Below are 17,006 nucleotides of genomic sequence, written 5' to 3'. Positions count from 1 at the left end.
GGGGCGCCCATGGGCGCCCCTCGAAGGTCGTTCACGCCTCAGTACCAGTGGCGCCTGAAGTGGTGGTGCCGATGGTAATGGCGGGCGTGCCAGTAATGGCGATGGTGATAGGAGCGCGGCCTCCAATAGGCGCGGCGGTAATAATGGCGCGGGCGCCAATAGGCATGGCGATAATAGTGGCGCGGCCGCCAATACGCCCGGCGGTAGTAGTGGCGCGGCCGCCAGTAGACCCGGCGGTAGGAGTGCCTGGGCCGCCAATAGGCCCGGTGATAGGAGCGGCGGCCGTACCAGCCGACATGGCTGACCAGGGGCGCTTCGGAGGTGTGCACGGCGGCCACGGGCAAGGGGGCCGCCCGTGCCGTGGCATTCAGGCCGGCGAGACCGCCGAGCATCCCGAAGGCCAGGATGACCAGACGTAGGAGTCGCATCGGGCAGAAATCCTTCCGTTCCGTCCGGTTCTTCCCCGGCGCCGCGCGGACGGGACGCGGCTCCTCCCGGCCGGGAAAAATTCCCCGGACAGGACAGGATGCGGAACGTTCGACGGCCAAGTTCGGTTCGTTCGCGGCGCGGCTTCGTGATGGGCTTCCCATGCCGCGATGGATCGGGCGGCACCGTGCTGCTAACGGAAGGCTCGCCGCCCTTCCCGCAAAGACGCTGCCCGAGTCCTTCGTGCCATGCCGCTCGCTGCCCCGACCTGGATGCGCTCCCTTCTCCCCCGCCGTTTCCGCAAGGCCGCGCCGCGCGTGGCGGTGGTGCGCCTGAGCGGAGCCATCGGCGCCGTCTCGCCGATCCGGCCGGGGCTCTCCATCGCCACCGTGGCGCCGAGCCTGGAACGCGCCTTCGCCGTGCCGGATGTCGCGGCGGTCGCCCTCATCATCAATTCGCCCGGCGGCTCGCCGGTGCAGTCGCATCTGATCTTCCGGCGCATCCGGGCGCTGGCGGCGGAGAAGAAGGTGAAGGTCTTCGCCTTCGTCGAGGATGCGGCCGCCTCCGGCGGATACATGATCGCCTGCGCCGCCGACGAGATCGTGGCCGATCCCGCCTCCCTGGTCGGCTCCATCGGCGTGGTCTCCGCCGGCTTCGGCTTCGACCGGTTGATCGAGCGGATCGGCATCGAGCGCCGCGTCCACACCCAGGGCGAGGCCAAGGCGATGCTCGATCCCTTCCGCCCGGAGAACCCGCAGGACATCGCCCGGCTCAAGGAGATCCAGGCCGACGTGCAGGCCCTGTTCACCGGCCTGGTGCGCGAGCGCCGGCCGACGCTTACCGCAGACCGTGACCTGTTCACGGGCGCGGTCTGGACCGGGCGTCAGGCCCTCGACCTCGGCCTCGTCGATGCGCTGGGCGATCTGCGCGGTACCTTGCGCGAGCGTTACGGCGAGGACGTCGAGCTGCGCCTCATTGCCGAGACGCGGGGCTCCTGGCTCGCCCGGCTGCTGCGCCGGGCCGGCCCCGGCCAGACGGCGGAGCTGCCCGATGCTCTGATCGCGGCGGTCGAGGAGCGCGCAGCCTGGGCACGGTTCGGACTGTAGCCCTTCTGATTTTCGGCAGATCTCGAACAGCGCGGCTCGCCGCGAGCCTTGCATCCGCGCGCCTTTTTCTGTACCGATCGGTACTTAGTTGACCGAACGGTACAGGAGAAGCCGATGTCACGCCCGCCGCTGCCGCCCTTCACCTCCGAAACCGCCGCCCAGAAGGCGCGCATGGCCGAGGATGCCTGGAATAGCCGCGACCCCGAACGGGTCGCCCTGGCCTACACGCCGGACAGCATCTGGCGGAACCGGGCCGAGTTCATCCAGGGCCGCGAGTCCATCGCCGCCTTCCTGCAGCGCAAGTGGGCGCGCGAACTGGAGTATCGCCTCATCAAGGAAGTGTGGGCGCATCGGGACAACCGCATCGCCGTGCGCTTCGCCTACGAATGGCGCGACGACAGCGGGCAGTGGTTCCGCTCCTACGGTAACGAGAACTGGGAGTTCGACGAGGCCGGTCTGATGCGCCGCAGGATCGCCTCGATCAACGACCTGCCGATTGCCGAAGCCGACCGGAAGTATCATTGGCCTCTTGGACGCCGCCCCGACGATCATCCGTCGCTGAGCGACCTCGGACTCTGACCCTGTAGGACGTCGAAACCCGTGGCACGGACCGTTACCGAACGCTCCGACGTGCTGCCGCTGCTCGCGGAAGTCTTTCGCGAGCACGGCTACGAGGGAGCGAGCCTGTCGCTGATCTCCAAGGCCACGGGGCTCGGCAAGGGCAGCCTCTACCACTTCTTCCCCGGCGGGAAGGCGGAGATGGTCGAGGCCGTCCTCGCCGAGATCGACGGCTGGTTCGAGGCCAACGTGTTCCGGCCCCTACGCGCGGCGGACGACCCGGCTGCCGTGGTGGCGGCGATGTTCACGACGGTCGGCGACTATTTCCGCTCCGGCCGCCGGGTCTGCCTCGTCGGAGCCCTCAGCCTGAGCGACGCCCGCGACCGTTTCGCCGGCGCCCTCCGGGACTATTTCGCCCGCTGGGTCGAGGCTTTGGCCGGAGCCCTGATCCGGGTCGGCCATCCTCCGGAACAAGCCGGCGATGTGGCCGCCGAGGTGGTGGGCGGTATTCAGGGGGCGCTGGTGCTGGCCCGCGCCCTGGATCGGCCGGAGGTATTCACGCGGATTGTTTCAGGGCTGCGGGAGCGATGCGCGCTGGGAGAGGGTGGATCGGGTTGAGCTACGGCTCATCCGGTATTTTGGCCAAGGCCGTGACGATTGTCTGGATGGCCGCGAGGTAGGCCGTCTGCTCCTCGGGGCTGAGGCCTGAGATCGCGGCGGCATTCACGCTGGCAATGGCCGTCCGTACGACCTCCACCTTTTCCAGCCCTGCCGGAGTCAGCGAGATCAGGGCGCTTCTTCCATCCGCCGGATCGGGCCTGCGGCAGATCAGGCCGTCCCGTTCCATCCGCGACAGAGTCGCGGCCATCGTCGGCTGCTCGATGGCCGCCGCGTGGGTCAAAGCCTTCTGGGTGAGGGCCTCCCCCTGCCCCAGGGCGAAGAACACTGGGAGCTGGCCGGAGGAGATTCCGGCGCTCTTGAGCCTCCGGTCGATGGCGCGGGCGAAGAGCCGTGCGGCCCAATTCGTCATGTATCCTGGCGACTGAAACCGATCGAGCATACGCCTCTCGCATCTCGAAACATAGTATGCTATATAGCTAGCGATATGATGCTGGGATCACTTCTATGACCATTCGGCCGGTCTTGCGACTCGTTCATGCCGTCGTGGGTGTTATCGCTTTCGTGGTGATCGCCTGTTTTCTGACGGCAACGATCCGGGCCGAAATATCCGGCAATGCCCCGGCCATCATCGCGGCCAAGGCATGGATCGTGGCGAAACTCCCGTTCCTGATCGTCGCTCTCGTCTTGACGGGGGCAACCGGTGCCGTCCTCACGGGAGGAAAACCGAGGGGGTTGGCGGCTCGGAAGCTGCTGCGGATGAAGATTGCGGCACCAAACGGTCTGCTGATCCTGATCCCCGCAGCGTTGTTCTTGGAATGGAAGGCGCAACGCGCCGAGTTCGATGCTGCCTTTTACGCAGTGCAGGTGCTCGAACTGGTGGCCGGTACGCTCAATCTTGTCTTGTTCGCCCTCAACATCCGGGACGGGCTCAAGATGCGTGGCCGCTTTCGGCGAGCGGCGTAAAGCGTCAGCGAGCGCAGCCAGCCGGGGGAACGCCGTAGCCGCTATAGACCACCCGAACCTTGCGGGTGCAGGTCTCGGCGGCGGGCATCGCCGCGACGGGGGCGATCTCGACGGGGGCCACCGCCACGCTCGTCTCGACGGTTTCGGTGCCGTCCGACGTGGCGAAGGCGGTCGAGGCGCCCATCACGACGGTGGTGGTGGCGAGCGAGGCCGCGACGAGGGCGGCGAAAACAGTCAATCCCTTGCGCATGATCTGTCCGACCGTGGTAACCGCCCGCCCTTCCGGCGAAGCGTGGCTGTTCATTTGCCGAGTTAACTTGGATGAAACCTTTGCTGTTCCCGATCTCGCCGCTCGGGAGCGAAAAAGATGTGCCGGGCCGCACGCGGGGCCGTCGGGACCTCCTGGCGGCCGGGGATGATGGGTCTCCTCGCACGGGCCGATGACGGCGCGGCGGGCTCGCAACCGGAACGCGGCGCCCCATATGGGATGTACCCTCCGCGCAATCCCGTGCCTTGGGCCCATCATGCGGAGGCCGTTATGGCTTATGCTTCGGACAAGGGGGGCGCCCGCCCCGTGTCGTCGACCGATTTCAACGATCGCGTGAAGCGCCTCCTGGCCGAAAAGCCCGAGACGCAGGTCATGGCCAAGGACCGCAAGGACAAGCGCAGCTTCGCCCGCAGCGCGCCCCGGCCGTAGGACGACCGGGCGGCGTGCTCGCTTGACACCCCGCCGCCCGTTCTTAAACCGTCCGGCGTCTTTCCCTCCTCGTCGGACCTTTCATGTCGAGCGACGCCGACCTCTCGCCCACACGCTCGTTCCAGGGCCTGATCCTGACCCTGCAGCGCTTCTGGGCATCCAAGGGCTGCGTGATCCTTCAGCCCTACGACATGGAGGTCGGCGCCGGCACCTTCCATCCGGCGACGACCCTGCGGGCGCTCGGTCCCAAGCCCTGGAAGGCGGCCTATGTGCAGCCGTCGCGGCGGCCGAAGGACGGGCGCTACGGCGAGAACCCGAACCGGCTGCAGCATTATTACCAATTCCAGGTGATCCTGAAGCCGAACCCGCCGAACCTTCAGGAACTCTACCTCGCCTCGCTCGACGCCATCGGCGTCGATCTCAAGCTGCATGACATCCGCTTCGTCGAGGACGATTGGGAGAGCCCGACGCTGGGCGCCTGGGGGCTCGGCTGGGAATGCTGGTGCGACGGGATGGAGGTGAGCCAGTTCACCTATTTCCAGCAGGTGGCGGGCTTCGAATGCGCGCCGGTCGCCGGTGAGCTGACCTACGGCCTCGAACGTCTCGCCATGTATGTGCAGGGCGTCGAGAACGTCTACGACCTCAACTTCAACGGGGCCGAGGGCGACGACAAGGTCACCTACGGCGACGTCTTCCTCCAGGCCGAGCAGGAATATTCGCGCCACAACTTCGAAGCCGCCGACACGGCGATGCTGTTCCGCCACTTCGCCGACGCGGAGAAGGCCTGCCGGAGCTATCTCGACGCGGGCGCGCCCGAGACGGAGGGCGCGCGCCACCGCATCGTGCAGCCGGCCTACGACCAGTGCATCAAGGCGAGCCACGTCTTCAATCTGCTCGATGCCCGCGGCGTGATCTCGGTGACCGAGCGGCAGAGTTACATCCTGCGGGTGCGCGAACTCGCCAAGGCCTGCGGCGCCGCCTGGCTCAAGACCGAGGCCGGCGGCCACGCCACGGCGGCCTGACCGATCCTGACGCGTCCGGCCCGGTGTCATCGCAGCGACACGGGCCGGGCGTAGCGCCCCTCCCCGGTTCGCCAGACCGGAGACGCGCACGATGTCCGACAGAATCCCCGCGCCGAGCCTCGATGAGGTGATCGAGCGCCGCTTCTCCCGGCGCGACCTGATGCGCGGTTCGCTGGCCGTGGCGCTCACCGCCGGCATCGGGCCACGGGCCGCCTCCGCCGCCACCGCGGCGGCCTTCGACTTTCCCGAACTCGCGGCCGGCATCGACGAGCATCTGCACGTGGCCGAGGGCTACGCGGCCCAGCCCCTGCTGCGCTGGGGCGACCCGCTCTTCGCCGATGCCCCTGCCTTCGATCCGAGGCGGCAGAACGCGGCGGCGCAGGAGCGCCAGTTCGGCTACAACAACGACTTCGTCGGCTTCATTCCCCTCGACGCGGCGGGCCAGCGCGGCCTCTTGGTGGTCAACCACGAATACACCAATGCCGAATTGATGTTCCCGGGCCTCAACGCTGTCGACCGGAAGGGCGTGATCGCGGCCCTGAGCCCCGATCAGGTCGCGGTCGAGATGGCGGCCCATGGCGGCTCGGTGGTCGAGATCGTCCGCGAGGCCGAGGGTTGGCGCCCGGTGGTCGGCTCGCTCTACACGCGGCGGATCACCGCCACGACGCCCATCGACCTCACCGGCCCCGCCGCCGGCCATCCACGCCTCGTCACCGAGGCCGATCCGAGCGGGCGGCGCGTGCTCGGCATGATCAACAACTGCTCCGGCGGTGTCACGCCGTGGGGGACGTGGCTCTCGGGCGAGGAGAACATCAACTACTACTTTGCCGGTGCTCTCCCCGACGCACATCCCGAGGCTGGCAACGCCAAGGCGATGGGGATGGGCAGCCTGCAATACGCCTGGAGCCGGTTCCATCCGCGCTTCGACCTTGCGCAGGTGCCCAACGAGGCGAACCGCTTCGGCTGGGTGGTCGAGATCGATCCGTTCGACCCCGCCTCCGCGCCGAAGAAGCGCACCGCCCTGGGCCGGTTCAAGCACGAAGGCGCGGCGGGCGCCCGCGCCCTCGACGGGCGCTACGTCGTCTATCTCGGCGACGACGAGCGTTTCCAGCATGTCTACCGCTTCGTCAGCGACGGACGGGTTCAGCCGGAGCGCGGCGGCAATGCCGACCTTCTCGATTCCGGCACCCTCAGCGTCGCCCGCTTCGCGCCGGACGGCACCGGCCGCTGGCTGCCCCTGGTCCATGGCCGGGACAAGCTGAACGCGGAGAACGGCTTCGCCTCCCAGGCCGACGTGCTGATCGAGACGCGCCGCGCGGCCAAGCTCATGGGCGCCACGCCGATGGACCGGCCGGAGGATATCGAGGCCAACCCACGGACCGGCCGGGTCTACGTGATGCTGACCAACAACGGGAAGCGCACCGCCGCGCAGGAGGAGCCCGCCAATCCGCGCGGCCCCAACGCCTTCGGCCATGTCATCGAGATTGCGCCCGACGGCACCGATCACGGCGCCGAGACCTTCCGTTGGGAGGTGCTGGTGCGCTGCGGCGACCCGTCGAAGCCGGAGGTACGGGCGAGCTTTTCCGCTTTGACCACCGAGAACGGCTGGTTCGGCATGCCCGACAATTGCGCCTTCGACGGGCGCGGCCGCCTCTGGATCGCCACCGACGGCAACAATCGCCGGGCCACCGGCCGCGCCGACGGCATCTGGGCCGTGGAGACGGAAGGGCCGCGCCGGGGCACCGCCCGCCACTTCCTGCGGGTGCCGGTGGGCGCCGAGATGTGCGGCCCCTGCTTCACCCCGGACGACGAGACCTTCTTCGTCGCGGTCCAGCATCCCGGTGAACCCGACGAGGAAGGGGCCCTGGGCAGCTACGAAATGCCCTCGACCCGCTGGCCTGATTTTTCGCCCGACCTGCCGCCCCGCCCCTCGGTGGTGGCGGTGACGCGCAAGGGCGGGGGGCGGATCGCTTGAAGCCGTGGCACCGCCGTCGTGACGGACCGGCGGCGCTGACAGACCGAACCACTCTCCCGTCTCGACGCGGCCCGAGCGGCCGGCTATTCCCGCGCGCATGCCTGACCTTCTTCTCGAACTCCTCTCCGAAGAGATCCCCGCGCGCATGCAACGGCGTGCGGCCGAGGATCTGAAGAAGCTCGTGACCGACGCGCTGGTCGAGCGAGGTTTCCTCTACGAGGGCGCCAAGGCCTTCGCGACGCCGCGGCGGCTGGCTTTGCACGTGGCCGGGCTGCCGGCGCGGGGCGAGGCGGTGCGCGAGGAGCGGCGGGGACCGCGCGTCGGCGCGCCGGAGGCGGCGGTGCAGGGCTTCCTGAAGAGCGCCGGGCTCGACAGCCTCGCCCAAGCCACCACCGTCACCGATCCGAAGAAGGGCGAGTTCTACCTCGCGGTGATCGAGCGGCCCGGCCGCGAGACCCTCGACGTGCTGGCCGAGATCATTCCCGGCATCATCCGCAGCTTTCCCTGGCCGAAATCGATGCGCTGGGGCGCGGCCTCGGCTCAGCCCGGGGCGCTCCGCTGGGTGCGGCCGCTGCAATCCATCGTCGCCACCTTCGGCCCCGAGACGGAGACGCCGGAGGTCGTGCCGTTCTCGGTCGAGGGGATCAGCGCCGGCACGACGACGCGCGGCCATCGCTTCCTAGCCCCCGAGCCGTTCGAGGTGCGCCGCTTCGACGATTACGTCCAGGCGCTGGAACGCGCCGACGTGATCCTCGACGCCGACCGGCGCAAGGACATCATCCTGCACGACGCCAAGGACCTCGCCTTCGCCCGCGGTCTCGACCTCGTCGAGGATGAGGGGCTGCTGGAGGAGGTGGCGGGTCTGGTCGAGAGGCCGGTGGTGCTGATGGGCTCCTTCGAGGAGCGCTTCCTCGAAATCCCGGCCGAGGCGATCCGGGCGACGATCCGTGCCAACCAGAAATGCTTCGTGCTGCGCAAGAGCGGTACGGAGGAACTGGCGCCGGCCTTCCTGCTGGTGTCGAATCTCGTTGCCTCCGACGGTGGCGCGGCGATCACCGCCGGCAACGAGCGTGTGGTGCGCGCCCGGCTCTCCGATGCGAAGTTCTTCTGGGAGACCGACAAGGCGACCAAGCTGGAGGACCGCCTCCCGAAGCTCGATTCCATCGTCTTCCACGAGAAGCTCGGCACGCAGGGGGAGCGCGTCGCCCGCATCGCCGGGCTGGCCAAGGAGATCGCGCCGCTGGTGGGTGCCGATCCGGTTTTGGCCGAGCGCGCTGCACGGCTGGCCAAGGCCGATCTCGTCACCGAGATGGTCGGCGAGTTCCCCGAGCTTCAGGGCCTGATGGGCCGCAAATACGCGGCGCTTCAGGGCGAGCATCCGAGCGTGGCGGCCGCCATCGAGGAGCATTACAAGCCGGTCGGCCCCTCCGACCGGGTGCCGACCGATCCGGTCTCCATCGCCGTGGCCTTGGCCGACAAGCTCGACACCCTGGTGGGCTTTTGGGCAATCGACGAAAAGCCGACTGGGAGCAAGGACCCCTTCGCGCTGCGGCGGGCGGCGTTGGGAGTGATCCGCGCCGTGATCGAACGGTCACTCCGGCTGTCTCTGGCCTCGCTCGTGGAGGGCCGCTTCACCGGCACGAGTGCGGAGCGCACCGCCGATCTCCTCGCCTTCTTCGCCGACCGCCTGAAAGTCTATCTCCGCGATCAGGGCGCCCGCCACGACCTGATCGATGCCGTGTTCGCCCTGCCCGGTCAGGACGATCTGCTGCTTGTCGTCCGCCGCGTCGAGGCCCTGGGCGAATTCCTGGGCAGCGACGACGGAAAGAACCTGCTCGCCGGCTACAAGCGCGCGGCCAACATCCTGCGCATCGAGGAGAAGAAGGACGGCCGCGCCTACGACGCCGAGCCCGATGCGGTGCTTGCCGCCTCCGGCCAGCCGGAGGAGCGGGCTTTGGCCGAAGCTCTGGCCGCCGCACGCCGGGAAGCTTCCGCAGCCGTGGCGGCGGAGGATTTCGCCGGAGCGATGCGGGCTCTGTCGCGGCTGCGGGCGCCGGTGGATGCCTTCTTCGAGAAGGTCACGGTCAATGCCGACGATCCCGCTCTCCGGCAGAACCGGCTCCTGCTCCTCAACGCCCTCCGTGCCGCCACCCGTGAGGTGGCCGATTTCTCGCGCATCGAAGGCTGAGCCGCGCCTTCCGACGACATCGTTCCTTTCGGGAGGACGGATGTCGTCGGCAGGTCCGACGCGGCGCGGGTTCGCCGTTCCTGAAGGGTTCGGGTCAAAGCCTTTCGGCGGCACGATCCGTTCGGATCGATTTGTGCCGCAGATGGCGTAAAGGCCTGAAAAGATCGGTCAGCGGCGCTCCGATGCGATCAGGCCGCTGCGAAACAAGTGTCGAGTGCCGTGAATGTTGCAGGGCGGGGACAGCCGAACCGATCAAACCATGCTCTAAGCTGGCGTAACCAGCCGAGTCGGTCGATGTCAGGTTTCGACGCCCTTGCCTTGATCGACGCATGCTACGCGGCGGCTCTCGATCCCGAGAAATGGCCCAGCGCGCTGGATGGCATCGCCGATGCGGCGGAGGCGCGGGGTGCCGTGATCGTGTCGCACGATCCGCGGCGCACGGCCCAAACCCTGGCCTCCGAGCGCATCGCCGAGGTGAACCACGATTACGGCGTCGGCGGCTGGTGGCAGCACGATACCCGCATTCGCCTCGGTCGCGAGCGCGGCCTGATGAGGCCGGGCACCATCACCGTCGACGAGATGTATATCGCGCCCGAGGAAAAGCGCTCCGATCCGTTCTTCCAGCATTTCCTCAGCCGGCACAGCCTCGGCAATCTCTGCGGCTACATCGACGCCGATCCCATCGACCACCACACTCTCTCGTTCAGCTTGCCCCGCGACGCCCGCAAGGGCTCGTTCGAGGGCGCCGAGATCGAGCGGCTGCGCCTGATCGGTCCGCATGTCGTCCGCGCCTTCAAGCTCGCGACCCTGGTTGGCGAGATGCGCCGCGAGACGGAGGGGCTGACCTCGGCCCTGGACCGGATGCGGGCGGGCGTGATCGTGCTCGACCGGCATGGCCGCGTCCGGCTCGTCAGCCCGGCGGCGGAGACATTGGGGAGCGGTTATTTCGTCCTGCGCAGCGGCGCGGTGCCGGAGGCGGCGGAGCCCGCCGATCGCGGGCGCTTCGACCGCTTCCTGGCGGAGGCGCTGCCGACCGGGACTTGGCCGCGACAGGGCACGATCCTTCTGCGCCGCCGGGGCGGCGGCCACCCGCTCTTCGTCGAAGCGATGCCGCTGCGGGGCAGCGATCCGTTCCCGGCGGCGGGCAGCGGCCTGGATGGCGGGGCGGTCCTGCTGCTGCGCGATCTGCTCGCCCCGGCCACACGCCCGATCGAGCCGCTCCTCGAACAGCTCGGTCTGACCCGGGCGGAGGCGCGGGTCGCGGCCCTGGTCGGCCGGGGATCGCCGCCGCGGGAGGCGGCGGATCAGCTCGCGGTCGGTGAGAGCACCGTGCGCAGCCAGCTCAGGGCGGCCTATGCCAAGCTCGCGATCCATCGCCAGAGCGAGTTGGCGGTGCTGATCACCCGCCTCGACAGCCTTTGAGGGCCTGTTCGTGTCGGTTGACGGGAGTTCGTCCCGCTCGCGCCCTCATCCATCGAGACTTTCTTCGGCCGCACCTCAGGGAGAGGACGTGGGAGGGGCGAGGTGATCGCTGCGATGCTGTTCCAGAGGCCGAACCGCTCTGGAAGCGCTTACTCGGCATCGTCCCGGCGCTGCCGCAGCTCGGGTGCCGGCTGCTCGGGTTCGGTGACCGGGTTCGTCCGGCTCTCGGAGCGGCTCGAATCCACGAAGAGCCGCGCCTCGCCCTCGCGCACGCCGAGACTGCGCAGCGCGTAGGTCATCATGCCGAGCGCCAGCTCCCGCTCGGCCATGAGGACGAGGCCGACGCCGTCCTCCTCCAGCTTGCGGCGCTCGGCCTCGCTGTGGGTGCGCACCACGCTGTCGATGCCGGGATTGGTCGCGCGGGCCTTGGCGAGCAGCCGCCGGGCCTGGTGCGGATCGGGTGTCGCCACCACGACGAGGCGGGCGGAGGCGATGTCGGCGGCGTCCAGGATGCCGGGGGCGGTGGCGTCGCCGAACACCGCCGGAACGCCCTGGGCGCGCAGATCCTCGACCCGGCGCCGGTCGCGCTCCACCACCACGAAGGGCAGGTTCCAATCCTGCAGCGCTTGGCCGATGGCGCTGCCGACGCGTCCATAGCCGATGATGACCGTGTGGTCGCGCAGGCCCTGGGCGGCATTGTTCAGCGGCGGCGGCGCCGGGGAACGGCGTTCCAGGCGGCGGCGCAGCTCCGGCCGCTCGCCGAGCCAGCGCGACACCCGGTCGGACAGCACGAAGAACAGCGGATTGAGGGTGATCGACAGTAGCGCGCCGCCGAGGATCAGGTCGCGTCCTTCCTCGGGCAGCAGCTTCAACGCGATGCCGAGGCCTGCCAGGATGAACGAGAACTCGCCGATCTGCGCGAGGCTCGCGGCGATGGTGAGCGCCGTGCCGACGGGGTGGCCGAAGGCGAGGACGATGGCGACCGCCGCCAGCGACTTGCCGAGGACGATGACGCCGACGACGCCGAGGATCGACAGCGGCGCGCGCAGCACGATCCCCGGATCGAACAACATGCCGACCGAGACGAAGAACAGAACCGCGAAGGCGTCCTGCAACGGCAGCGAATCCGCCGCCGCCTGATGGCTGAGGTCGGATTCGGCGAGCACCATGCCGGCGAAGAAGGCACCGAGGGCGAAGGAGACGCCGAACAGTTCCGACGACGCGAAGGCGATGCCGACGGCGCTGGCCAGCACCGCGAGGGTGAACAATTCCCGTGAGCCGGTCCGCGCGGCGAGCCCCAGCAGGTAGGGCACGAGGCGCCGCCCGCCGACCAGCATCACCGCCACGAACACGCTGACCTTGGCGAGTGTCAGACCCAGCGTCACCCACAGGCCCGCCGATGCGCCGTGCTGGGCGCTCCCCGACATCGCCTCGCCGCCGAGGGACGGGGCGAGCGCCGGCAGCAGCACCAGGGCCACCACCATGGCCAGATCCTCGACGATCAGCCAGCCGACGGCGATGCGCCCCTTGTCGGTGTCGAGGAGCCCCTGCCCTTCGAGCGCCCGCAGCAGCACGACGGTGCTCGCCACCGAGAGGGCCAGGCCGAAGACGAGGCCCGCCCCGGCGCCCCAACCGAAGGCCCAGGCGAGCCCGGCCCCCATGGCGGTCGCCACGCCGATCTGAACGATCGCGCCGGGCAGCGCGATGGCGCGAACGGTGAGCAGATCGCCGATCGAGAAATGCAGGCCGACGCCGAACATCAGCAGGATCACGCCGAGTTCGGCGAGCTGGCTTGCCAGGGCCGGATCGCCGACGAAGCCGGGGGTGAAGGGGCCGATGGCGATACCGGCCACGAGGTAGCCGACCAGCGGCGGCAGTCGAATCCGCTGGGCCAGCATGCCGCCGAGAAACGCGCAGGCCAAACCCAGCGCGATGATCGAGATCAGTCCCGTGGCGTGATGCAACGCGGTCGAACCCTCGTGGGGCGCGAGGCCGGCCCCGGGTTCTGATTAAGGCAAATCACGGTCCCGTGTCCGCAGCATCGTCGCTATGGGCAAAAGTCTTCCAGCGATTCCTTAGGCTTTCATGCGGACATAGGTGCCGGGGGCAGGCGCGAGCGAAGGCAAGGCCCCCTCGCCGGGAATGCGCGCGGGCACCCGCTCCGGGGCCTGTTCCTCGAGCCACTTGAACCAGTAGGGCCACCACGAGCCCGGATGCTCGGTCGCCTTCTCGATCCAATCCTCGAAGCGGCCCTTGGCCGGCCCGCCGGTGCGGAAGCCGTATTTGGCCTTGCCGCCCGGCGGGTTGACCACGCCGGCGATATGACCCGAGCCCGCCAGCACGTAATCGACCTTGCCGCCGAACTTGCCCGAGCCCTCGAACACCGAGAGTGCCGGAGCGATGTGGTCCTCGCGGGTGGCGAGGTTGAAGACGGGCACCTTCACCTTCTTGAGGTCGAGGCGCACGTTGCCGATCACCATCTGCCCCTTGGCCAGGGTGTTGTTGAGGTAGCAATTGCGCAGGTAGAACGAGTGGTTGGCCGCCGGCATCCGCGTCGCGTCGGCGTTCCAGTAGAGCAGGTCGAAGGCCGCCGGCGGCTTGCCGCGCACGTAATTGTTGACGACGTAGGACCAGATCAGGTCGTTCGGCCGCAGCATGTTGAAGGCGTTGGCCATGCGCGCGCCTTCGAGATAACCGCGCTCGGCCATCCGCTCCTCGATGACCTTGATCTGCTCCTCGTCGGCGAAGACCTTGAGATCGCCCGCATGGGTGAAGTCCACCTGCGTGGTGAGGAAGGTCGCGCTCTTGATGCGCCGGTTGCCGGTGGCGGCCTGATAGGCCAGCGTCACGGCGAGCAGGGTGCCGCCGACGCAGTAGCCCGCCGCCGAGACTTCGTTCTCACCGGTGGCGACGCCGATCATGTCGATGGCGGTCTCGATGCCCTCGCGCATGTAGGATTCGAAATCCTTGTCGCGGTGGCGCTCGTCCGGATTCACCCAGGAGATCACGAAGACGGTGATGCCCTGAGACACCATCCAGCCGATCAGGCTCTTCTGCGGGTTGAGATCGAGGATGTAGAACTTGTTGATCCAGGGCGGCACGATCAGCAGCGGGCGCTTCAGCACCGTCTCGGTCTTGGGCGCGTACTGAATCAGTTCCATCAGGTCGTTGCGGAAGATGACCTCGCCGGGGGTCACCGCCACGTCCTCGCCGAAGGTGAAGGCGGTGAGATCGGTCTGGCGCACCCGGAGCTGACCGCCGCCCGCCTGCAGATCCTCCTGCAGCATCTTCATGCCGCGCATCAGGTTGGCCCCGCCCTCCTCCAGCGTCTGGCGCAGGAGTTCGGGATTGGTCATCACGAAGTTCGAGGGCGAATAGGCGGAGAGGAGCTGGCGCAGATAGAATTCCGCCTTGTGGCGGGTGTGCTCGTCGATGCCTTCGGCTTTCTCCACCAGTTCCTCGGCCCAGTGTCCGAGGATCAGGTAGCTCTGCTTGATGATGTCGAAGATCGGGTTGGCGGTCCAATCGGCATGGGCGAAGCGCTTGTCCTTCGCCTCGGGCTGCACGACCGGAGCCGCCGCCCCGCCCTGCATCCGGCTCAGGGCCGAGGCCCAGAGGGCGGCGAAGGAGTGGTTGAGCTTGGTCTGGGCCTGGAGCGCCTTCTCGGGATCCTTCAGCCACGTTTCGGCGACCCGCGTCAGGGTGCGGGTCATCTCGTCGATCTCCTCGGCGCCCTGAAGCTTGGGCCCCTGGAACGCGCTGCCGTTGAACGCGCCCCCTTGGCCGGCCTGCTCGAACGGCTTCAAGGAGGCCGCCGCCGTTTGCCGGAAGGCTTCCGCCAGCTGATTCGCGCTCCGCGCGATCGCTTCGAAATCCGGCACTGCCAGGTCCGTCCGCTCCGTCGCCACCCGACACGCCCTCCCAGGATCGACCCGCATGGCGCCGTGAGGGGCGTCCCGAGCCTCGTTTCCGACAAATTAACGCTCCACCTCCCAGATGTCGCCCGCCCCAGGCTCCATTTCCAGACCCTTGTCATGACCGTGAGCCACGCCGTCCGCGTGATCGCCCTGCATGGGCTTGCCCTCCGTGGGATCGTCCTCCCCCGGATCGCCTTGGCCGTGCCGCTCTTCGCCGTCGCGGCCTCCGTCGGCGGCTGCTCCAGCGACGTGAACCCGCTGAAATCCGCCTTCGTCGAGGCCGGCTACGGCCCCAAGGCGGTGGATGCGCCGGATTTCGTGGCCAAGTCCCGCAAGGGAGACGCGGATTACATGCCGGTGGGCGAATCGGCGCCGCGCCGCGCCATCCGCGCCCGCAATGCCGCCGGGCAGAGCGCCCTGCAGGCGGAGCTGGAGGGGGCCCGCAGCCGCAACGAGGTCAAGGGGCGCGCGGCGGAGGGGGCCGCCAAGGATGCCGCCAAGGGGCTCACCCCCAACCCGGTCCAATAGGACCCCGCGTCGTCATCGCGGCAGGGGCGCAGAATCAGAGTCGGCGCGCAGCCGCGTCGATGGTAAACAGGCCGACTCCTCACCGCCGACGAAGAATGCGGGAGGAGAAGTTCCGCGACACCGGACAGACCGACGCCATGACCGATTTCCACCGCATCAAGCGCCTTCCGCCTTACGTCTTCGAGCAGGTGAACCGGATCAAGGCCGCCGCCCGAGCCCGTGGCGCCGACATCATCGATCTCGGCATGGGCAATCCGGATCTCGACGCGCCGCGCCACGTCATCGAGAAGCTCGTCGAGACCGCCGGCAAGCCGCGCACCGACCGCTATTCCGCCTCCAAGGGCATCGCCGGCCTGCGCCGGGCTCAGGCCGGCTACTACCAGCGCCGGTTCGGCGTGAGCCTCGACCCCGATACGCAGGTGGTGGCGACGCTGGGCTCCAAGGAGGGCTTCGCCAACATGGCCCAGGCGATCACCGCCCCGGGCGACGTGGTGCTGGTGCCCAACCCGAGCTACCCGATCCACGCCTTCGGCTTCCTGATGGCGGGCGGCGTGATCCGTTCGGTGCCGGCCGAGCCGACCCCGGCGATGTTCCCGGCCCTGGAGAAGGCGGTCGCCCACTCGATCCCGAAGCCGGTGGCGCTGGTTGTCTGCTATCCCTCGAACCCGACCGCCTACGTCGCGGGCCTCGACTTCTACCGCGACCTCGTCGCCTTCGCGAAGAAGCACGAGCTGATCCTGCTCTCGGATCTGGCCTATGCCGAGGTCTATTTCGACGACAACAACCCGCCGCCCTCCGTGCTGCAGGTGCCGGGCGCCATCGACTGCACGGTGGAGTTCACCTCGCTGTCGAAGACCTTCTCGATGGCGGGTTGGCGCATGGGCTTCGCCGTGGGCAACGAGCGCCTGCTCGCGGCCCTGACGCGGGTGAAGTCCTATCTCGATTACGGCGCCTTCACCCCGATCCAGGTCGCGGCCACTGCCGCGCTCAACGGGCCGGACGATTGCATCAAGGAGATGCGCGCCACCTACAAGAAGCGCCGCGACGCGCTGATCGAATCCTTCGGCAAGGCCGGTTGGAAGCTGCCGACCCCCGAGGCCTCGATGTTCGCCTGGGTGCCGATCCCGGAGAAGTTCCGCGCGCTCGGCAGCCTGGAATTCTCCAAGCTGCTCCTTGAGAAGTCGGATGTGGCGGTGGCGCCGGGCATCGGCTTCGGCGAGCATGGCGACGAGTATGTGCGCATCGCCCTGGTCGAGAACGAGCAGCGCATCCGCCAAGCGGCCCGCAACGTCCGCCGCTTCTTCGACAACGCCGACCGCACGCTGCACAACGTCGTGCCGATGCAGAAGGCGGTCTGACCCGCACAACGCCCCGCCGAGGTTGTTGCGGCGGGGCGACAGCACCGGGCAAACGGGCTCGTCCCGGCGGGCATCCGGCAGAGGAAGCTTGTCAGCGGCACGATCCGTCCGCAGGGTCGTCTCCCGTTCCGCCGCCGGGCCCTCCCGGTGGGCTGACGCGTTTCGAGGAACCGCATGCGCCGCCTCAAGCTCTTCGCCGCCCTGGCGCTCGCCGGCGCCGCCGCC

16 protein-coding genes are annotated in these 17,006 nt (G+C 68.7%); 11 read left to right on the top strand and 5 right to left on the bottom strand.

The genetic code is table 11. The features are described from left to right. Window positions 1-38 precede the first annotated feature (38 nt). Window positions 39-428 carry a hypothetical protein gene (locus MZTS_RS15735; RefSeq protein WP_009864736.1) on the bottom strand — a complete coding sequence of 130 codons (390 nt, stop codon included), beginning with the start codon at window positions 426-428 and terminating at the stop codon, window positions 39-41. A 246-nt stretch (window positions 429-674) separates the two neighbouring features. Here MZTS_RS15735 and MZTS_RS15730 point away from each other — a divergent pair, with 246 nt between their 5' ends. From MZTS_RS15730 to MZTS_RS15720, 3 genes are all read left to right on the top strand, one after another. Continuing rightward, on the top strand, window positions 675-1,532 hold the full coding sequence (locus MZTS_RS15730) for a S49 family peptidase (RefSeq protein WP_192284568.1): 858 nt from the start codon (window positions 675-677) through the stop codon (window positions 1,530-1,532). Between the two features lie 114 nt (window positions 1,533-1,646). Then, window positions 1,647-2,111, top strand: a complete 465-nt coding sequence (locus MZTS_RS15725; protein WP_192284567.1) for a nuclear transport factor 2 family protein — start codon at window positions 1,647-1,649, stop codon at window positions 2,109-2,111. A 21-nt stretch (window positions 2,112-2,132) separates the two neighbouring features. Continuing rightward, window positions 2,133-2,708: an LmrA/YxaF family transcription factor gene (locus MZTS_RS15720; RefSeq protein ID WP_192284566.1), complete on the top strand. Its 576-nt coding sequence runs from the start codon at window positions 2,133-2,135 to the stop codon at window positions 2,706-2,708. Window position 2,709: 1 nt separating this feature from the next. Here the strand turns inward: MZTS_RS15720 and MZTS_RS15715 are convergent, their stop codons facing one another. Beyond that, window positions 2,710-3,120: a MarR family winged helix-turn-helix transcriptional regulator gene (locus MZTS_RS15715; RefSeq protein WP_009865028.1), complete on the bottom strand. Its 411-nt coding sequence runs from the start codon at window positions 3,118-3,120 to the stop codon at window positions 2,710-2,712. 95 nt (window positions 3,121-3,215) lie between these two features. On the opposite strand from MZTS_RS15715, the gene MZTS_RS15710 reads away from it, so the two are divergent. Further along, the gene (locus tag MZTS_RS15710; RefSeq protein WP_009865027.1) at window positions 3,216-3,674 is read left to right on the top strand and encodes a hypothetical protein; all 459 of its coding nucleotides are present in this window, start codon (window positions 3,216-3,218) and stop codon (window positions 3,672-3,674) included. Between the two features lie 4 nt (window positions 3,675-3,678). On the opposite strand, the gene MZTS_RS15705 is transcribed toward MZTS_RS15710, so the two are convergent. After that, entirely contained in the window at window positions 3,679-3,924 is a 246-nt protein-coding gene (locus MZTS_RS15705; RefSeq protein ID WP_192284565.1) for a hypothetical protein, read from the bottom strand. Window positions 3,925-4,212: 288 nt separating this feature from the next. Between MZTS_RS15705 and MZTS_RS15700 the strand changes: the two genes are divergently transcribed. The 5 genes from MZTS_RS15700 (at window position 4,213) to MZTS_RS15680 (ending at window position 10,978) form a co-directional block, all read left to right on the top strand. Then, complete coding sequence (locus tag MZTS_RS15700) at window positions 4,213-4,371, top strand: hypothetical protein (RefSeq protein WP_192284564.1); 159 nt, start codon at window positions 4,213-4,215, stop codon at window positions 4,369-4,371. Between the two features lie 83 nt (window positions 4,372-4,454). Next, the gene (locus MZTS_RS15695) at window positions 4,455-5,393 is read left to right on the top strand and encodes a glycine--tRNA ligase subunit alpha (protein ID WP_192284563.1); all 939 of its coding nucleotides are present in this window, start codon (window positions 4,455-4,457) and stop codon (window positions 5,391-5,393) included. 91 nt (window positions 5,394-5,484) lie between these two features. Continuing rightward, window positions 5,485-7,368, top strand: coding sequence for a PhoX family protein (locus MZTS_RS15690; RefSeq protein ID WP_192284562.1), 1,884 nt, complete (start codon window positions 5,485-5,487; stop codon window positions 7,366-7,368). Window positions 7,369-7,465: 97 nt separating this feature from the next. After that, window positions 7,466-9,556, top strand: coding sequence for a glycine--tRNA ligase subunit beta (gene glyS, locus MZTS_RS15685; RefSeq protein WP_192284561.1), 2,091 nt, complete (start codon window positions 7,466-7,468; stop codon window positions 9,554-9,556). Between the two features lie 294 nt (window positions 9,557-9,850). After that, on the top strand, window positions 9,851-10,978 hold the full coding sequence (locus tag MZTS_RS15680; protein ID WP_192284560.1) for a helix-turn-helix transcriptional regulator: 1,128 nt from the start codon (window positions 9,851-9,853) through the stop codon (window positions 10,976-10,978). Window positions 10,979-11,127: 149 nt separating this feature from the next. Here the strand turns inward: MZTS_RS15680 and MZTS_RS15675 are convergent, their stop codons facing one another. Together MZTS_RS15675 and MZTS_RS15670 are read right to left on the bottom strand one after the other, a co-directional pair. Then, window positions 11,128-12,942, bottom strand: coding sequence for a cation:proton antiporter domain-containing protein (locus MZTS_RS15675; RefSeq protein WP_192284559.1), 1,815 nt, complete (start codon window positions 12,940-12,942; stop codon window positions 11,128-11,130). Between the two features lie 111 nt (window positions 12,943-13,053). Then, window positions 13,054-14,886, bottom strand: coding sequence for a class I poly(R)-hydroxyalkanoic acid synthase (locus tag MZTS_RS15670; protein ID WP_192284558.1), 1,833 nt, complete (start codon window positions 14,884-14,886; stop codon window positions 13,054-13,056). 126 nt (window positions 14,887-15,012) lie between these two features. Between MZTS_RS15670 and MZTS_RS15665 the strand changes: the two genes are divergently transcribed. Continuing rightward, a complete protein-coding gene (locus tag MZTS_RS15665; RefSeq protein WP_246482131.1) occupies window positions 15,013-15,423 on the top strand; it encodes a hypothetical protein in 411 nt (136 codons plus the stop codon). Between the two features lie 137 nt (window positions 15,424-15,560). Beyond that, entirely contained in the window at window positions 15,561-16,781 is a 1,221-nt protein-coding gene (locus MZTS_RS15660) for an LL-diaminopimelate aminotransferase (RefSeq protein ID WP_192284569.1), read from the top strand. The last annotated feature ends 225 nt before the right edge of the window (window positions 16,782-17,006 follow it).

Origin of the sequence: Methylorubrum zatmanii (genome assembly GCF_014845115.1) — a bacterium.
GTDB lineage: Bacteria > Pseudomonadota > Alphaproteobacteria > Rhizobiales > Beijerinckiaceae > Methylobacterium > Methylobacterium zatmanii.
This window is presented reverse-complemented; position numbering and strand designations above follow the sequence as displayed.

Excerpts from the sequence above, each read along its gene's own strand:
- MZTS_RS15735 (WP_009864736.1), bottom strand. The coding sequence starts at position 428 with ATGCGACTCCTACGTCTGGTCATCCTGGCCTTCGGGATGCTCGGCGGT.
- MZTS_RS15730 (WP_192284568.1), top strand. The coding sequence starts at position 675 with ATGCCGCTCGCTGCCCCGACCTGGATGCGCTCCCTTCTCCCCCGCCGT.
- MZTS_RS15725 (WP_192284567.1), top strand. The coding sequence starts at position 1,647 with ATGTCACGCCCGCCGCTGCCGCCCTTCACCTCCGAAACCGCCGCCCAG.
- MZTS_RS15715 (WP_009865028.1), bottom strand. The coding sequence starts at position 3,120 with ATGACGAATTGGGCCGCACGGCTCTTCGCCCGCGCCATCGACCGGAGG.
- MZTS_RS15710 (WP_009865027.1), top strand. The coding sequence starts at position 3,216 with ATGACCATTCGGCCGGTCTTGCGACTCGTTCATGCCGTCGTGGGTGTT.
- MZTS_RS15705 (WP_192284565.1), bottom strand. The coding sequence starts at position 3,924 with ATGCGCAAGGGATTGACTGTTTTCGCCGCCCTCGTCGCGGCCTCGCTC.
- MZTS_RS15700 (WP_192284564.1), top strand. The coding sequence starts at position 4,213 with ATGGCTTATGCTTCGGACAAGGGGGGCGCCCGCCCCGTGTCGTCGACC.
- MZTS_RS15695 (WP_192284563.1), top strand. The coding sequence starts at position 4,455 with ATGTCGAGCGACGCCGACCTCTCGCCCACACGCTCGTTCCAGGGCCTG.
- MZTS_RS15690 (WP_192284562.1), top strand. The coding sequence starts at position 5,485 with ATGTCCGACAGAATCCCCGCGCCGAGCCTCGATGAGGTGATCGAGCGC.
- glyS (WP_192284561.1), top strand. The coding sequence starts at position 7,466 with ATGCCTGACCTTCTTCTCGAACTCCTCTCCGAAGAGATCCCCGCGCGC.
- MZTS_RS15680 (WP_192284560.1), top strand. The coding sequence starts at position 9,851 with ATGTCAGGTTTCGACGCCCTTGCCTTGATCGACGCATGCTACGCGGCG.
- MZTS_RS15665 (WP_246482131.1), top strand. The coding sequence starts at position 15,013 with ATGACCGTGAGCCACGCCGTCCGCGTGATCGCCCTGCATGGGCTTGCC.
- MZTS_RS15660 (WP_192284569.1), top strand. The coding sequence starts at position 15,561 with ATGACCGATTTCCACCGCATCAAGCGCCTTCCGCCTTACGTCTTCGAG.